The sequence below is a fragment of the Pseudomonas sp. NPDC088322 genome (genome assembly GCF_044740745.1).
Taxonomy (GTDB): Bacteria; Pseudomonadota; Gammaproteobacteria; order Pseudomonadales; family Pseudomonadaceae; genus Aquipseudomonas; species Aquipseudomonas shirazensis.
In genome coordinates this window covers 149,359-164,460 of the sequence record NZ_JBIURK010000009.1, presented here as the reverse complement: position 1 = coordinate 164,460, position 15,102 = coordinate 149,359, and the positions used below count along the sequence as shown (strand labels likewise).

The following is a 15,102-nucleotide window of genomic DNA, read 5'->3' as shown; positions in this document are numbered from 1 at the left end:
GGGCCGCCTGGTGCGGCCCTTTCGCTTGACCTTCAGTTCCAGTCCGTCCCGCCAGGGCGCAATGCCCGTGCATAGCAGAACAGAAACAAATTGCGTACCAGCTCCTTGAGCACCACCGGCTCGCTTGAATTAAGCCCATGCAGGTCCAGGTCACCCTGGTCGCGTAGCTCGTTGAGGGCGTCCTGTTCAAGTACCGCGCACACTTCACCGGTCTCGCGGTGGAGGATTCTCAGGTAGGGATGGGGGCGGTCCAGCCAGGCGTCGATCAGATAAGTCATGGCTATTCTCCTTGGATAGCGGTTTCCAATGAGAATAATTCTTATTATCAAAATAGCAAGTAACTATTGGTTTTTTTCGCCAATGGTCGGTCGATCCTGTTGCAGGATCTGTCGGGGCCACCGAGGGCAGCCCCAGACCAGAGCAAGTCAGACCTTGCGCACGAACTCGGACTTGAGCTTCATCGGGCCGATGCCGTCGATCTTGCAGTCGATGTCATGGTCGCCGTCGCACAGGCGGATGTTCTTGACCTTGGTGCCGACCTTGACCACCAGCGAGGTGCCCTTGACCTTGAGGTCCTTGATCACGGTGATGGTATCGCCGTCCTGCAGGACGTTACCGACCGAATCCTTCTTCACCACGTCATCGCTGGCTGCTTCGGCATCGCCGCTGGCCGACCACTCGTGGGCGCATTCAGGGCAGATCAGCTGGGTGCCGTCTTCGTAGGTATATTCGGAATTGCATTTGGGGCAGGCAGGCAGAGTGCTCACTACGGGTCCTTTGGCAGGGCTGGAAAAGCCTACATTGTATAAGGTTTTGCCGGTGAGCGGGGCGGTGAGATTCGCTCTCATCGCCCTCTGCTGGCGCGATCCGTGTTGGAGCGCCCGATTAGTGAGTACGGGCTACCGCAAACTCGCTGAGTTCGACCAGTGCATCGCGGTATTCGCTGGCTGGCAGTACTTCCAGGCAGGCGATGGCGCGGGCGACGTAGTCGCGGGCCATCTGCGCGGTGTAGGCGAGGGCGCCTGAGTCGTGCACGGCAGCGCGAATCTGCTCGAGATCTTCCAGGCCACCCTTCTGGATCGCCTTGCGCACCAGTGCGGCCTGCTCGGGCGAGCCTTCGCGCATGGTGTAGATCAGCGGCAGGGTCGGCTTGCCTTCGGCCAGATCGTCGCCGACGTTCTTGCCAAGTGTCTCCGAGTCGCCCTGATAGTCGAGCAGGTCGTCGACCAGCTGGAAGGCCACGCCAAGGTGATCACCAAAGGTGCGCAGCGCTTCACGTTGCTCGTCGCTGGCACCGGCCAGCGCAGCGGCGCTGTGGGTCGAGGCTTCGAAGAGCATCGCGGTCTTGCCGCGGATGACTTCCATGTACACCTCTTCGCTGGTGCTCGCGTCACGCACCCGCGACAGCTGCAGCACTTCGCCTTCGGCGATCACGCGAGTGGCCTTGGCGAGGATCTGCATCACCGACATCGAACCCAGTTCGACCATCATTTCGAACGAGCGCGAATAAAGGAAGTCGCCCACCAGCACGCTCGGCGCGTTGCCCCACAGCGCGTTGGCGGTGGAGCGGCCACGGCGCATGCCGGACATGTCGACCACATCGTCGTGCAGCAGGGTGGCGGTGTGGAGGAACTCGATGGTCGCTGCCAGCAGGCGCAGGTCGTCGCTTTCGCGACCCAGCGCCTTGCCGCAGAGCAGTACCAGCAAGGGCCGCAGGCGTTTGCCGCCGGCCGACGTGATATAGTCGCCGATCTTCGATACCAGCGGCACGCGCGAGGTCAGCTGCTTCTTGATGATCTCGTCGACGGCGCTGAAATCATCAGCTACCGCGCGGTAGAAGGTTTGGGGTTGCATCGGCTGCTCCATTGGGGTTGCGCGGCATGCTAGGTCGAGGGTTGCGGTGTGTCAAGGCACGCTGCCTGCCGCGCCGGGGCGGGACTTGCAAGGCCATCCTGGGTTGCGTACAATCGCGCACCCTAACTTTCCTGGGCAGCACCTGCCTTACGCAATTGCGCCGGGCCGTTCCAGCCTTGTGCAGCCATGCCAGCCAATACTCAATATATAAAGAGCTGGGTGAGCAGGATTATCGGAGAAATACCATGTCTTACGCAGTAATTGTTACCGGCGGCAAGCAGTACAAAGTCGCTGAAGGTGAATACCTGAAGATCGAGAAACTGGAAATCGCCACTGGCGAATCCGTGACCTTCGATCGCGTCCTGCTGGTTGCCAATGGCGACGCAGTCACCATCGGTGCTCCAGTTGTTGCTGGCGCTACCGTGGTTGCCGAGGTCATCTCGCAAGGCCGTCACGACAAGGTTCGCATCATCAAGTTCCGTCGTCGTAAGCACCACATGAAGCGTATGGGCCACCGCCAGTGGTTCACCGAGATCAAAATCACCGGCATCCAGGCTTAATTTCCTAGATCCCCTGAATTTATTTGGAGAATTGAACCATGGCTCACAAGAAGGCTGGTGGTAGTACTCGTAACGGTCGCGACTCAGAATCGAAACGCCTTGGCGTGAAGATGTATGGCGGCCAGGTCATCAAGGCCGGCAACATCATCGTCCGTCAGCGTGGCACCCAGTTCCACGCCGGCTACGGCGTTGGCATGGGCAAGGATCACACCTTGTTCGCCAAGATCGAAGGCGTGATCAAGTTCGAGAAGAAAGGCGAATTCAACCGCCGTTACGTGAGCGTCGTCGCGGGCTAATCGCGCTGTCGCTGGAGAAGCCCCGTCACGCGACGGGGCTTTTTCGTTTGTGGTGAGCCTCTTGCAAAGCTGTTTGTCTGGGCTGCCGGCGTCGGTCTCTGCGTCTCGGGGTCGCCGCGCTCATTTTTGCAAGAGCCTCATGTTTTTGAGTCATTTCAACTCGTCTGCTGACGAGAGGCGGTTTCTATGAAGTTTGTTGACGAAGTATCGATCCGGGTCAAAGCCGGTGATGGCGGTAACGGTTGCATGAGCTTCCGCCGCGAGAAGTTCATCGAGAACGGTGGCCCCAACGGTGGTGATGGCGGCGACGGTGGCTCGGTGTACATGATTGCCGACGAAAACCTCAACACCCTGGTCGACTATCGCTACACCCGTCACTTCGACGCCCAGCGCGGCGCCAACGGCGGCAGCACCGACTGCACCGGCAAGAAGGGCGAAGACATGATCCTGCGGGTGCCGGTTGGCACCACCGTGATCGATGCCTCGACCCAGGAAGTGATCGGCGACCTGGTCAAGGCCGGGCAAAAGCTGATGGTCGCCCAAGGCGGCTGGCACGGCCTGGGCAACACCCGTTTCAAGTCCAGCACCAACCGTGCGCCACGCCAGACCACCCCAGGCAAGCCGGGTGATCAGCGTGACCTGAAACTGGAAATGAAAGTCCTCGCTGACGTCGGCCTGCTCGGCCTGCCCAACGCTGGCAAAAGTACCTTCATCCGTTCGGTATCGGCCGCCAAGCCGAAAGTCGCCGACTACCCGTTCACCACCCTGGTGCCAAACCTGGGCGTGGTCAGCGTCGACCGCTGGAAGAGCTTCGTCATCGCCGACATCCCCGGCCTGATCGAAGGCGCCTCGGAAGGTGCCGGCCTGGGTATCCGCTTCCTCAAGCACCTGGCGCGTACTCGCATCCTGCTGCATCTGGTTGACCTGGCGCCGCTGGACGAGACCAACTCGGCCGACGCTGCCGAAGTCATCGTCAACGAGCTGACCCGCTTCAGCCCGTCGCTGGCCGAGCGTGAGCGCTGGCTGGTGCTGAACAAGTCGGACATGCTGATGGACGACGAGCGTGACGAGCGGGTCAAGGAAGTGGTCGAGCGCCTGCAGTGGAAGGGCCCGGTCTATGTGATCTCGGCAATCTCCAAGCAGGGTACCGAAGCCCTCAGCCGCGACATCATGCGCTACCTCGAAGACCGCGCCGACCGCCTGGCCGCCGACCCGGCCTACGCCGCGCAGCTGGCCAGCCTCGATCAGCGCATCGAAGACGAAGCACGTGCTCAGTTGCAGGCCCTGGACGATGCCCGTACCTTGCGCCGCACTGGCGTCAAGAGCGTGCACAGCGTTGGCGAAGACGATGTCTGGGATGATGATTTCGAGGACGACGAAGACGGCCCGGAAATCATTTACGTGCGCGACTGACCGCTTGCAGTACACTAAACGCCGCTCTCAGGAGCGGCGTTTTAGTATCTACGAATCGACATGGGTTGGATGAAGATGCGAAGCAAGGTGACGGGCGCGAAGCGCTGGGTCGTGAAGATCGGCAGCGCCCTGCTGACCGCCGATGGCAAGGGCCTGGACCGCGGTGCCATGGGCGTTTGGGTCGAGCAGATGGTGGCCCTGCGTGAAGCAGGGGTGGAGTTGGTGCTGGTCTCTTCCGGGGCCGTAGCAGCGGGCATGAGCCAGCTTGGCTGGAACAAGCGACCGAGTGCCATGAACGAGCTGCAGGCCGCCGCCTCGCTGGGCCAGATGCGCCTGGTGCAGGCGTGGGAGTCGAGCTTTGGTGAGCACGGCAAGCACACCGCGCAGATCCTCCTGACCCACGACGATCTGTCTGACCGCAAGCGTTACCTGAATGCCCGCAGCACCCTGCGCACTCTGGTCGATCTGGGTGTGGTGCCGGTGATCAACGAGAACGACACGGTGGTCACCGACGAGATCCGTTTCGGCGACAACGACACCCTTGCAGCGCTGGTGGCCAACTTGGTCGAGGCGGACCTGCTGGTGATCCTCACCGACCGCGATGGCATGTTCGATGCCGACCCACGGCACAACCCCGACGCCCAGCTGATCTTCGAAGCGCGCGCCGATGACCCGGCGCTCGACGCCGTGGCCGGCAGCACCGGCGGTGCGCTGGGGCGCGGCGGCATGCAGACCAAACTGCGTGCGGCGCGCCTGGCGGCGCGTTCCGGTGCGCACACCATCATCATTGGCGGGCGCATCGAGCGCGTGCTGGATCGGCTCAAGGCCGGTGAGCGCCTCGGCACGCTGCTGTCGCCAGAGCGCGGCATGCTCGCGGCGCGCAAGCAGTGGCTGGCAGGCCACCTGCAGACCCGCGGCACGCTGGTGCTCGACGAGGGTGCCGTGCAGGCACTGCGCCAGGCCAACAAGAGCCTGCTGCCGGTTGGGGTCAAGACTGTTCAGGGCAGCTTCCGTCGCGGCGAGATGGTGATCTGCGTCGGCCCGGACGGCCATGAAGTGGCCCGCGGGCTGGCCAATTACAGTGCATTGGAAGCGCAGAAGATCATCGGCCAACCGTCCGATGCAATCGAAGCGTTGCTTGGCTACAGCGCGGAGCCCGAGCTGGTGCACCGCGACAACCTGGTTCTGGTGTAAGGGGATGACTGTGCTGAAAAAGCTGTTTGCCGTGGCGGTGTTGATGCTGCCGATGGTTGCGGGCGCTGAAGAAATCGGCCAGGTCTCGACCGTGTTCAAGTTTGTCGGGCCGAATGACCGGATCGTCGTCGAAGCCTTCGATGACCCCAAGGTCGAGGGTGTGACCTGCTACCTGTCGCGGGCCAAGACCGGCGGCGTCAAGGGTGGCCTGGGCCTGGCCGAGGACCGTGCAGAAGCATCGATCGCCTGCCGTCAGGTTGGGCCGATCAACTTCAAGGGTGAACTCAAGGACGGTGACGAGGTGTTCAAGGAGCGTACCTCGCTGGTGTTCAAGACCATGCAGGTGGTGCGTTTTCTCGACAAGAAGCGCAACACCCTGGTGTACCTGGTCTACAGCGATCGCATGATCGAAGGCAGCCCGCAGAACGCGGTGACCGCGATTCCAATCCTGCCTTGGGCGCAGTAGCAGGTAGTACTTATTTTGGGGCTGCTTTGCAGCCCTTTCGCGACACAAGGCCGCTCCTACAACAGCAGATCGCTGCTTTCCTGTAGGAGCGGCCTTGTGTCGCGAAAGGGCCGCGCAGCGGCCCCACTAGCGCAGATCACAGATCAGGCCAACTCTTCGGCCACATCCTCACGCACAATCGCCTTCTCTGCATCGATCCGGCTGATGTACTTCCAGTCCGATTCGTCGATGTAGATGCCATTCGGTCCGCTACCACCTTCCAGATCGATCGCCACGTGCGCCGACACCTGTGGCTTGACGCTGGCCAGAATCGGCACGAAGCCCAGCTGCTGGCTGGTCTCGAGCAGCGCCGCCTGGTTGCGTTCGTCGATGTCGGCGGCCTCGTCGAGGTAGTACGGCAAGCGAATGCGCCCGGCCAGGTCGCGGTCCATCAGGTGCAGCAACAAGTACATGTTGGTCAGCGCCTTGATGGTCATGGTGGTGCCGTTGGAGGCAGCGCCATCGATGTCGGCGTGGATCACCGGCTGGCTGTTGATCTTGGTGATCTCGAACGCCAGCTCGAACAGGTCCTTGAGGCCCAGTTGGTTGTGGTTGGCTGCCACCAGCCGGGCCAGGTACTCCTTGGCCTCTTCGTTCTTGTGATCCTGGTCGCTGTTTTGGGTCAGGTCGAACACCGACAGGGTCTCGCCTTCTTCGTACTGGCCGGCGCTGTGGATGATCTGGTCGATGTGCTTGAGCGCTTCCTTGTTCGGCGCCAGCACCACGCGGAAGCTTTCCAGGTTGGACACCTGGCGCTTGTTGATCTCGCGGTTGAACAGCGCCAGCTGGTGCTCGAGGCTGTCGTAGTCGCTACGGATGTTGCGCAGGGTCCGGGCGATGTCGGTAACCGCCGCACGGCGCGCCTTGGCCAGGGTCAGGGCTTCTTCGGTGCGGTGCGAGTAGGCGTTGATCAGCAGCTGCAGGCGGCGCTCCATGTCGTCTTCGCTGTCGAACTTGGCCACCCCTTTGAGGCGTACCTGGGCGTACAGCGCCTCGATCTGGTTATCCGCCCGTTGCAGCGCCTGCCAGCTGTCCTGGTAGTCATTGAGCAGCGGCAGCAGGTTGTCCATCGAGTCGTCCACCGCTTCCATGAACGGCGTGCCGAACGGCATATCGTTGGGTAGCAGCTGACGGCGGCGCAGTGCGTCTTCGAGGGTGCGCTGCTTGGCTTCGAGGTCGGCCAACTGACGGCCGACCAGTTGCAGCTTGGCCGACAGTTGCTGGACGCGCTCGGTGAAAGCGTCGCTGGAGCGCTTGAGCTCGTCCTGGGCCGCTTCAAGCTGGGCCAGTTGCTCAAGCTTTTCTGGCTCTTCGGCGGCCAGGGTTTCGCTGCGGCGGAAGTCTTCCAGGGCCTTTTGCGCATCCAGTACCTGCTGGTACAGGGCTTCGGTCTGGGCCTTGCTGGCGGTGCGGTCGGCGGCGACCGCCTGCTGGGTCTTGAGCTGCTTGAGCTCGCGGTCGAGGCGGTCTTTCTGGTCGCGCAGAGCCGCGCGGTCAGCCAACGCTTGCAGCGCCGGCGGCTCGATGTGCGAGAGGTCGATGGACAGGCCCGGGGCTTCGAAACGCTCGCCCTTGAAGCTGTCGAGCACCGCTTCCAGTGACTTGACCCAGAGGTCGCTGTCATCCAGTTCGATGCCGCGCTCGCCCAGCGGCAGGCTGAACAGTGCGCCGTTGAACAGGCGCATCAGGCGGTCGACGTCGCCTTGCGAGAACTCTTCGCGCAGGCGTGCGTAGCTGTTGTTGTCGGCATGATCGAGCTGCTGCTTGACCACCTTGACCCGCTTCTCCAGATCCCGCACACGTTCGTCGAGGTCTTCGGCGGAGAACTGCCGCGATTGCGCCAGGGCGCCGGCAAGTTCGTCGTGGGCGTCCTTGGCGGCAAGCAACTGCTGCTCGAGGACGCGTACATCATCGACCAGCGCAAAGCGATTCTTCAGCACCGACAGTTCGCCCAGCCAGCGCTGGATACCGCTGATCTCGCGCTCCAGGCGCATCAGCTCCTGGGTACCGCCGCGTTGGTCGTTCTGCAGGCGGTCCTGCTCACTGCGGTAATGCTCGGACTGGATCACCAGTTCTTCTTTACGCGCCATGGCATATTCCTGCCAGGTGCCGAGCAGGTTATCCAGCAGCGGCGACAGGCGATGCAGCTTGCCACGCAGGATGTCGCGCTGGGCGACGCCGCCGGCCAGGGCTTCGACCAACGGCCCGGCGGCGACCAGGGCGTTGTAATCGCCTTCCATGCGGCGTACGTCGCGGAAGGCCTCTTCGCAGGCAGCGATGTAGTCGACGCTGCCCGAGCGCAGGCTGTGCTCGAAGGCATCGAGGAACAGCTGCTTGAGCTTGGCTGCAGTGATTTCGCGCATGTGCAGCAGGTTGATGAACAGGGCGCGGAAGGTCTTCAGGCTCTGCTCGCTGGTCGAGCGCAGCGGGATCAGGGTCAGGTCCAGTGGCACCGAAGTATGGCCACCGACCAGCAGACGGCGCAGTTCGTCGGGCTTCAGCTCGTAAGCCTTGAGGCCATTGCGCTCAAGGTTGGTGAACAGCTCCTTTTGGCGAAGGCAGGTGTCGTCTTTCTGGTAGTGAGCCAGGTCCAGCTGGCCTTGGTAGGCAAAGAACTGGTGACCGAAGCCGCCGCCCGGGCCGCGGCCGACCACGCCGATCACGTGCGGGCCATGGGGCAGGTCCAGCTCGCAGAGGATGTAGCTGGTGTCGCTGGCGAAGTAGAAGCGGCGTGACTGCTCGAGGCTGTACTTGCCGAAGCTCATGTCCGACATGCGCGCCAGAATCGGGAACTGCAGGGCGTTGATCGACGCCGACTTACCCAGGTTGTTGGCGCCATAGACCGACAGCGGGTGCTCCAGCGGGAACAGGCCGAGGCTGTAGCCGGCGGTGTTGAGCAAGGCGAAGCGGCGGATGCCGTAGCGTTGCTGGCTCATGCGTCAATCTCCTGTTGCTCTTCGCGGATGGCGCGGGCAAGGGCGTCTTCTTCGCTCTCGTCGCCGGCAAACGGGCTGAGGTCGAGCGGGTCGTCGGTTTCCAGTTGCTCGGCGCTGTCGTCGTCGGCCAGCACCGGTACCGGCAGCGGCAGGGCGCTGTGCAGGGTCGCGGCCAGGTCGCGGTCCTGCTGCACCGACAGGCACACATCGATGAAGCGGTGCATCGGCGGCAGGAAGCGGTAGATGCCGCCTTCTTCATGGGCGAAGCCCAGTTGGGTCATGCGCCGGAGGATCTTTTCTTCAAGCTCGTCGACGGTCTGTACTTCGGCCTGGATGAACAGGTCGCGGTACTTTTCCAGCAGCGACGGCAGCTCATCGCGGCCGATGCTGCCGCCATCGAGCACGGCGATCGGGTCGCGGCCCTGGTCAGCCAGGTGCTCGACCAGGATGAAGGTGAACAGCGAAAGGCGCTGGGCGGTCTTGTTGACCTGCGCAGCGGCCAGCTCTGGCACGAAGTAATAGAAACCGCGGGTATCGCACACCAGCTCGAAGCCAAGCGCCTTGAACAGGGTGCGGTACTGGTCCTGGAAGTTCGACAGCTGGGCGTACAACTCGGGGTCGCGGCGGCTGACGTGGAAACCTTTGAACAGCTCGCGGAAGATCGGCGCGAGCTGGGACAGTTCGGAGAGATCAAGATGCATTGGCTGGGCTCGCAGTGGATGCAGGCGATGATTCGGTCAGGGCGAAGGAGCGCAGACTCACCCGGTGTTCGGCGGTGAGATAGTCGCGCCGTTCGAGGCGCTCGCGGCTGAAGCGCTTCTCGCGCGACAGGCGCGAGAACCAGTACAGCAGCTCGTCGGTGGCGCCTTCGGGCTCCTGCTCCAGCAGCCAGACCATCAGGTCGGGCAGCGGCAGGGCGCTGGCACAGCGTTCGAGCATCTCCTTGACCGTGCGCGGGGCACGTGGCGTCGGGCCCTTGTCGGTGCGGTGGGCCTTGGGGAAGCGCGCCGGCTTGGGCTCGAAGCGGGCCAGCGCGTAAACGTAGGCCTCGACCTGGCTGGCGCTGCCGAGAAAGGTGCTTTGCGGTCGAGTGAACATCGGCATGGCCGCGTGCGGCACGGCATCGATGCCCTTGCGCCGGATCACCGACAGGGCCAGCGCCGCGCCGCGGGTCACGGCGTTGTGCCGGCGCGCTTCTTCGCGCAGCGGCAGCAGCAGTTCGCGGGCATGGCGCAGGGTCAGCTGGGCGCTGGTCTGCATCTCGAGGATGCGCGCATGGGTGCGCAGGAGCATGTCGTCGTCGACCAGGTGGCCGAGCCGCGCCTGCTCGCCGAGCAGGCGCAGCAGCACTGTCTCGACCTTGCGCACGCCTTGCTCGAAGGCGCCGTCGGCGTTGACCAGCTGGATCATCGGCTCGACGTACTCGTCCCAGGTTGCCAGTACTTCGGCGTAGCGCTGGCGCAGCGGGATCTGCCGGTTGCTGGTCTTGGCCCGTTCGGCTACCGCGACCAGCGCCTGCTCGTCGTTGTCGAGTTTCTTCAACACGTCGCGCACGCGCATGTCGAGCAAGCGCAGCTGGCGCGCCAGGTCATCGCTGTCGCGGTTGTCGAAAGCGTCCTGAATATGCCCGGCCAGGCGCTCCAGGTGGCGCAGATAGGCTTCGATTTCCAGGCACAGGCCGAGCCGGTGCTCGCGGCGCAGGTAGGCCAGGAAGTCGTGGATCTGCGCATTCAGCTCGAAGCGGTTCGGGCTTTTTGCCACCGGTACCAGAATATCCAGGCGGATCCACACATCGAGCAGCTGGGTGATGTCCTGCGGGGTGCTTTCTACCTGCTGGCGGCCGAGTTGCTGGCGCAGTTCGATCAGGCTCAATGTGCCCTGGTCGAAACGCTCGCACAGCGGCTCGATCAATGCCCAGTGTTCAGCGAGGGCGCGCAGGACGCGCTTGGGTTCGATCATTGGCGGGTCGACTCGTTGCCAAATTAAAGCCGGCGATTGTACTGCATCCGGGGGGGAGGAATTCACCCCTTGGTCTGTAATGAGATTGCGTCAGGGATTTACCGGATTGGCTCAGGGTTTTGCCGGCTGGCAAATTTCCGCCAACCTGTAGCGGCGCGGGGCGGTCAACGGCGTTAGAATGCGCGACTGACTTTTCCCGGATGACCGTGCTGTGCTGATCGAGTCCCGCCGCCGCGCTTACCTGTCCGCCATGCAAGTGGTGCACTGGCTGCCGCGTGCCGAACTGCCGTTCGCCGCGCCGTCGCGCCCCGAGCTGCTGCTGCCGCAGGCGCCGGTCGAGGAGGTCGAACTCGAAGCCCTGGCGCCAGCGCCCGCCGCCGCACCGATCGCGCCGCAGGCACGCAGCATCGAACGGCCGAAAATCGAGATTCCGCGCCCAGCCAGCAGCGTCAAGCCAGCGGTCAAGCCGACCGAGACCGAGGCTGAGCCAGTGGTGGCCCGTGCGGCGCCGGTGCCACCGCCACGGTTTGCCCTGCAGTTGCTGCGCGCCGGCAGTTGCCTGGTGCTGGTCGAGCTGGCCACCGGGCAGCCGTTCCAGAGCCGCGACCCATCCTACCTGCTGCTCAAGGACATGCTCCGCGCCGCCGGCCTGCCGGATGCGCCGCAGATCATCGGCGAGCCGATCCGTTGGCCGCTGCTGGTGCGCGGCAACATGGACCAAGGCCCCGAGGCTGCGCGTGACTTCGTCCAAGGCTTTATCCAGGCACGCCTGGAAGAATCAGCCTGCACCTGCCTGTGGCTGATCGGCCTGCCGGCGCTGCGCTTTGCCGCCCAGGCCGAGGCACCGGCCTATTACCAAGAACTGCAGGTCGAAGCGCTGGGCACTGCCTGGGCGCTGCCTGGCCTGGAACTGTTGATGGACGAGCCGCAGCGCAAGGCGGACGTCTGGCAAGCGATGCGCCAGCTGATGGCGCGCTGGAAGAGCGTTGAATGAGTGATTCGATCAGTTTCCGCCCGATGACCGAGGCGGACCTGGATGCGGTGCTGAAGATCGAGTACGCCGCGTTCAGCCATCCCTGGACCCGCGGGATTTTTCTGGATGCGCTCAAGTCATACCAGATCTGGTTGATGTTCGATGGCGCCCAGCAGGTGGGTCATGGTGTGATCAACGTGATCATCGACGAAGCGCACCTGCTCAACATCACCGTAAAACCGGAAAACCAGGGCCGCGGCCTGGGCCTGCGCCTGCTGGAAAAACTCATGGCCGAGGCCTACAAGCTCAATGGCCGCGAGTGCTTCCTCGAGCTGCGCGCGAGCAACCAGTCGGCCTATCGTCTGTATGAACGCTTCGGCTTCAACGAGATTGGCCGGCGCCGCGACTACTATCCAATGGCTGGTGGCCGCGAAGATGCCCTGGTAATGGCCTGCACCCTGTTCGACGAGTGACCTTGCGCCGTCAGGTCCAGTCACACAGGCATAACCTGATGAGGCAAGACCATGCACGACCTGCAGGAACTGATCGACAACAACGAGCGCTGGGCTGACGCGATCACCCAGCGTGACCCGGACTTCTTCGCCAAGCTGGCCCGTCAGCAGACGCCGGAGTTTCTCTGGATCGGCTGCTCCGACGCACGCGTGCCGGCCAACGAGATCGTCGGCATGCTACCGGGCGATCTGTTCGTCCACCGCAACGTCGCCAACGTGGTGCTGCACACCGACCTTAACTGCCTGTCGGTGATTCAGTACGCGGTCGAAGTGCTCAAGGTCAAACACATCCTGGTCACTGGCCACTATGGCTGCGGCGGCGTGCGCGCGGCCATGCAGGACCGTCAACTCGGACTGATCGACGGCTGGCTGCGCTCGATTCGTGACCTCTACTACGAAAAACGCGGTGAGCTGGCCAAGCTCGACACGGACGAGGCGCGGGTCGACCGCATGTGCGAGCTGAACGTGATCCAGCAGGTGGCCAACGTTGCCCACACCAGCATCATCCAGAACGCCTGGCATCGCGGTCAGGAGCTGTCTATCCATGGTTGCATCTATGGCATCAAGGATGGCCGCTGGAAGAGCCTGGACACCACCATAAGCGGCTTTGCCCAATTGCCGCCGCAATACCGCCTGCGCCCGCAGGAGTAGGCTTAACTCTAAACCAGTAGCGGCCAACTGGCTGAAGGGGTGAGCAATGAAAACAGCAAGGATGCTGCTCTGTGCAGCTGGCTTGAGCATCGCCAGTGTTGCTCAGGCCGACCCGCGCGACCTGTGGATGTTCGCCCAGTGGGCCGGCGACCATCAGACTCGGCCGTTTCGCGAAATGCTGGTCGAGGCACGGCTGTATGGTGTGGTGCCGATCCATCAACTACTACGCTCGGCATCGGACTGGCGCCAGTGTCGTGCCTCGCCGTTCGCGGTGCCGCCACAGGCGCAATGGCCGGCGGTGCGCTCGACCCTGGCATTGCTGAAAACCTTGGGTGGGCAGGGCGCCCTGGGTCAGTTCGAGGTGGTCTCGGCATACCGCGATCCGCAACTCAACGCCTGCGCTGGCGGCGCGGTGGACAGTGCCCACATGCGCGCCTTTGCCGTTGATCTGTTGCTGCCGGTATGGGCCGACCCCAATCCGCTGTGCCGCTTCTGGCAGCAGCATGGTCAGGCTTGGAACATGGGCCTGGGCCGCTACCCGTCGGGGCGCATCCATATCGACACGGCCGGCTATCGCACCTGGGGCGGTGATGGCCGCTCGGGTTCGTCGTTTTGTGCCAAACCCAGCTGAGCCAGGCAGGCCTGAGATTGGCAGCGCACCCAGTCGGCAAAGCGCTGGCGCTTGCAGCCGGGCAGAAACGCCTGCGGGCTGAGCAGGTGATACGCCGAGCCATCCGCGATAAACCCGGCGGGCGCGTGCAATTGGCCGCTGGCAATCTCGTCGCTGACCATCAAGGCTGACGCCATGGCCAGCCCAAGGCCGGCGCTGGCCGCCTGGATCGACAGATAGAAGTGCTCATACTCGCTGCCTGCGCGGTGCCGTACCCCTTCGCCGCGCAACCGATGCCAGTCAGACCAAGCCTTGGGACGGGTGCGGCTGTGCAGCAAACGAGGGTTTTGCGCCGCTTGCTGGCTGCTCGCTCGACAGACCGGCCCCATCCATTCATCGCAGATCTTCACGCTGTGCAGCGTGCGTTCCCAGTGAAAATCGTCACGCCGCAAGGCCAGGTCAATGCCGCTACGGGCAAAGTCCACCGCTCCGCCAGCTGCGACCAGTTGCAGCTGGATATCCGGGTGCGCGGCATGAAAGTCCGGCAGCCGTGGGATCAGCCAGCGCATGGCGATGGTCGGCTCGCAGGACAGCACCAGCACGTTGTCCTGAAGCGGTTGTTGCAAGCGCTGCACGGTGTCTTCGATCTGCTCGAAGATGGCCTGGGTGGTGCTCTGCAGGGCGCGCCCGGCGGCTGTCAAAAACAGCGCCCGGTTGCGCCGCTCGAACAGTTCGACCCCCAGACTTTGCTCTAGCAAGCGTACTTGCCGGCTAACCGCGCCATGGGTGACGTGCAGGCGCTCGGCCGCGCGCACAAAGCTCTCGGTCTGGGCGGCAACGTCGAAAAAACGCAGGGTGTTGAGCGGCGGCAGTTTCATTGAAAATCTCGGCGCAAGTGAACGCTGCATATCTGTGAGAAAAACTAGCGGATCTGCACGACTATAAATCGATTTTGACCTGTGGATAAGCCCTCGATAATCGACGATCTGTGGATTTTCATCGTCTATCGAGGTTGCCTGAGTGAATGAACTGATTGCCGTCGCCGTGTTTACCGTACTTGCCGTGATCAGCCCCGGCGCTGACTTTGCCATGGTCACCCGCAGCAGTTATGCACAGGGGCGCAAGGCCGGCCTGGCCGCTGCGGTCGGCATTGCCTTGGGTGTGCAGGTGCATGTGCTGTACACGGTGCTGGGCATTGCCGTGATCATCAGCCGAAGCCCGGCGCTGTTCATGGCAATGAAGGTGCTGGGCGCGGGCTACCTGATTTATCTGGGCTACCAGTCGCTGACCAATACCAAGCGGATCCACCTCGATGACGTCGGCCAAGGGCAGGGCAGGGGTAGCCTGAGGGCGTTACGCACCGGCTTTTTCACCAACGCGCTGAACCCCAAGACCATGCTGTTTGTGATCAGCGCCTACACCCAGGTGGTGCAGCCGGGCAGCTCGCTGGCGCAGGACTTTGCCTACGGCGCGTTCATGTCCTTCGCCCATTGGCTGTGGTTCAGCCTGGTGGCGGTGTTTTTTTCCAGCGCAGCGCTGCGCCTGGCCATGATCGAGCGCCAGCGAGTGGTTGATCGGCTGATCGGCGTGGCGCTGATCAGCCTGGGTCTGACCGTGCTGGTGGCGGGCGTGCGCTGAG

General features: G+C 63.2%; 17 protein-coding genes. 10 read left to right on the top strand and 7 right to left on the bottom strand.

Going from position 1 to position 15,102, the window contains the following annotated elements:
- Positions 1-32: 32 nt before the first annotated feature.
- From ACIOAU_RS22265 to ACIOAU_RS22255, 3 genes are all read right to left on the bottom strand, one after another.
- Complete coding sequence (locus tag ACIOAU_RS22265; protein ID WP_101316394.1) at positions 33-278, bottom strand: hypothetical protein; 246 nt, start codon at positions 276-278, stop codon at positions 33-35.
- A 147-nt stretch (positions 279-425) separates the two neighbouring features.
- The gene (locus tag ACIOAU_RS22260) at positions 426-767 is read right to left on the bottom strand and encodes a zinc ribbon domain-containing protein YjdM (protein WP_101316396.1); all 342 of its coding nucleotides are present in this window, start codon (positions 765-767) and stop codon (positions 426-428) included.
- A gap of 118 nt (positions 768-885) precedes the next feature.
- Positions 886-1,854 carry a polyprenyl synthetase family protein gene (locus ACIOAU_RS22255; RefSeq protein WP_101316398.1) on the bottom strand — a complete coding sequence of 323 codons (969 nt, stop codon included), beginning with the start codon at positions 1,852-1,854 and terminating at the stop codon, positions 886-888.
- Positions 1,855-2,099: 245 nt separating this feature from the next.
- On the opposite strand from ACIOAU_RS22255, the gene rplU reads away from it, so the two are divergent.
- From rplU to ACIOAU_RS22230, 5 genes are all read left to right on the top strand, one after another.
- Positions 2,100-2,414: a 50S ribosomal protein L21 gene (gene rplU / locus ACIOAU_RS22250; RefSeq protein ID WP_101316400.1), complete on the top strand. Its 315-nt coding sequence runs from the start codon at positions 2,100-2,102 to the stop codon at positions 2,412-2,414.
- Positions 2,415-2,452: 38 nt separating this feature from the next.
- Positions 2,453-2,710 (top strand): 50S ribosomal protein L27, encoded by a 258-nt coding sequence (rpmA, locus tag ACIOAU_RS22245; protein ID WP_101316402.1) that lies wholly within the window; start codon positions 2,453-2,455, stop codon positions 2,708-2,710.
- A gap of 186 nt (positions 2,711-2,896) precedes the next feature.
- The gene (cgtA, locus tag ACIOAU_RS22240) at positions 2,897-4,123 is read left to right on the top strand and encodes an Obg family GTPase CgtA (protein ID WP_101316404.1); all 1,227 of its coding nucleotides are present in this window, start codon (positions 2,897-2,899) and stop codon (positions 4,121-4,123) included.
- A gap of 75 nt (positions 4,124-4,198) precedes the next feature.
- Entirely contained in the window at positions 4,199-5,317 is a 1,119-nt protein-coding gene (proB, locus tag ACIOAU_RS22235; protein ID WP_101322938.1) for a glutamate 5-kinase, read from the top strand.
- A gap of 4 nt (positions 5,318-5,321) precedes the next feature.
- The gene (locus ACIOAU_RS22230; RefSeq protein ID WP_150570020.1) at positions 5,322-5,783 is read left to right on the top strand and encodes a CreA family protein; all 462 of its coding nucleotides are present in this window, start codon (positions 5,322-5,324) and stop codon (positions 5,781-5,783) included.
- A 143-nt stretch (positions 5,784-5,926) separates the two neighbouring features.
- Here ACIOAU_RS22230 and mksF read toward each other — a convergent pair whose 3' ends face one another.
- Genes mksF through mksB form a run of 3 tightly spaced genes read right to left on the bottom strand, consistent with a single transcriptional unit; the run spans position 5,927 to position 10,717 of the window.
- Positions 5,927-8,758: an Mks condensin complex protein MksF gene (gene mksF, locus ACIOAU_RS22225; protein ID WP_401184659.1), complete on the bottom strand. Its 2,832-nt coding sequence runs from the start codon at positions 8,756-8,758 to the stop codon at positions 5,927-5,929.
- The gene (gene mksE, locus ACIOAU_RS22220; protein ID WP_101316410.1) at positions 8,755-9,459 is read right to left on the bottom strand and encodes an Mks condensin complex protein MksE; all 705 of its coding nucleotides are present in this window, start codon (positions 9,457-9,459) and stop codon (positions 8,755-8,757) included. Before mksE ends, mksF begins: the two co-directional genes overlap by 4 nt.
- Positions 9,449-10,717: an Mks condensin complex protein MksB gene (mksB, locus tag ACIOAU_RS22215; RefSeq protein ID WP_181089112.1), complete on the bottom strand. Its 1,269-nt coding sequence runs from the start codon at positions 10,715-10,717 to the stop codon at positions 9,449-9,451. The genes mksE and mksB overlap by 11 nt, the downstream gene beginning before the upstream one ends.
- 211 nt (positions 10,718-10,928) lie before the next feature.
- Between mksB and ACIOAU_RS22210 the strand changes: the two genes are divergently transcribed.
- Genes ACIOAU_RS22210 through ACIOAU_RS22195 form a run of 4 tightly spaced genes read left to right on the top strand, consistent with a single transcriptional unit; the run spans position 10,929 to position 13,484 of the window.
- Positions 10,929-11,711 carry an energy transducer TonB gene (locus tag ACIOAU_RS22210; protein ID WP_401184655.1) on the top strand — a complete coding sequence of 261 codons (783 nt, stop codon included), beginning with the start codon at positions 10,929-10,931 and terminating at the stop codon, positions 11,709-11,711.
- A complete protein-coding gene (gene rimI / locus ACIOAU_RS22205; protein ID WP_101316416.1) occupies positions 11,708-12,163 on the top strand; it encodes a ribosomal protein S18-alanine N-acetyltransferase in 456 nt (151 codons plus the stop codon). The genes ACIOAU_RS22210 and rimI overlap by 4 nt, the downstream gene beginning before the upstream one ends.
- 51 nt (positions 12,164-12,214) lie before the next feature.
- Positions 12,215-12,853, top strand: a complete 639-nt coding sequence (can, locus tag ACIOAU_RS22200) for a carbonate dehydratase (RefSeq protein ID WP_101316418.1) — start codon at positions 12,215-12,217, stop codon at positions 12,851-12,853.
- Between the two features lie 46 nt (positions 12,854-12,899).
- Positions 12,900-13,484: a D-Ala-D-Ala carboxypeptidase family metallohydrolase gene (locus ACIOAU_RS22195; protein ID WP_401184651.1), complete on the top strand. Its 585-nt coding sequence runs from the start codon at positions 12,900-12,902 to the stop codon at positions 13,482-13,484.
- Here the strand turns inward: ACIOAU_RS22195 and ACIOAU_RS22190 are convergent.
- Positions 13,424-14,341, bottom strand: a complete 918-nt coding sequence (locus tag ACIOAU_RS22190; RefSeq protein WP_188035326.1) for a LysR substrate-binding domain-containing protein — start codon at positions 14,339-14,341, stop codon at positions 13,424-13,426. The two genes, ACIOAU_RS22195 and ACIOAU_RS22190, sit on opposite strands and share 61 nt — an antisense overlap.
- Positions 14,342-14,483: 142 nt before the next feature.
- Here ACIOAU_RS22190 and ACIOAU_RS22185 point away from each other — a divergent pair, with 142 nt between their 5' ends.
- On the top strand, positions 14,484-15,101 hold the full coding sequence (locus ACIOAU_RS22185; RefSeq protein WP_188035327.1) for a LysE family translocator: 618 nt from the start codon (positions 14,484-14,486) through the stop codon (positions 15,099-15,101).
- Position 15,102: the final 1 nt, after the last annotated feature.

Coding starts and splice junctions, on each gene's coding strand:
- ACIOAU_RS22255 (WP_101316398.1), bottom strand. CDS start 1,854: ATGCAACCCCAAACCTTCTACCGCGCGGTAGCTGATGATTTCAGCGCC.
- can (WP_101316418.1), top strand. CDS start 12,215: ATGCACGACCTGCAGGAACTGATCGACAACAACGAGCGCTGGGCTGAC.
- ACIOAU_RS22230 (WP_150570020.1), top strand. CDS start 5,322: ATGACTGTGCTGAAAAAGCTGTTTGCCGTGGCGGTGTTGATGCTGCCG.
- rplU (WP_101316400.1), top strand. CDS start 2,100: ATGTCTTACGCAGTAATTGTTACCGGCGGCAAGCAGTACAAAGTCGCT.
- rimI (WP_101316416.1), top strand. CDS start 11,708: ATGAGTGATTCGATCAGTTTCCGCCCGATGACCGAGGCGGACCTGGAT.
- mksB (WP_181089112.1), bottom strand. CDS start 10,717: ATGATCGAACCCAAGCGCGTCCTGCGCGCCCTCGCTGAACACTGGGCA.
- proB (WP_101322938.1), top strand. CDS start 4,199: ATGCGAAGCAAGGTGACGGGCGCGAAGCGCTGGGTCGTGAAGATCGGC.
- ACIOAU_RS22195 (WP_401184651.1), top strand. CDS start 12,900: ATGAAAACAGCAAGGATGCTGCTCTGTGCAGCTGGCTTGAGCATCGCC.
- ACIOAU_RS22265 (WP_101316394.1), bottom strand. CDS start 278: ATGACTTATCTGATCGACGCCTGGCTGGACCGCCCCCATCCCTACCTG.
- rpmA (WP_101316402.1), top strand. CDS start 2,453: ATGGCTCACAAGAAGGCTGGTGGTAGTACTCGTAACGGTCGCGACTCA.
- mksF (WP_401184659.1), bottom strand. CDS start 8,758: ATGAGCCAGCAACGCTACGGCATCCGCCGCTTCGCCTTGCTCAACACC.
- mksE (WP_101316410.1), bottom strand. CDS start 9,459: ATGCATCTTGATCTCTCCGAACTGTCCCAGCTCGCGCCGATCTTCCGC.
- ACIOAU_RS22190 (WP_188035326.1), bottom strand. CDS start 14,341: ATGAAACTGCCGCCGCTCAACACCCTGCGTTTTTTCGACGTTGCCGCC.
- cgtA (WP_101316404.1), top strand. CDS start 2,897: ATGAAGTTTGTTGACGAAGTATCGATCCGGGTCAAAGCCGGTGATGGC.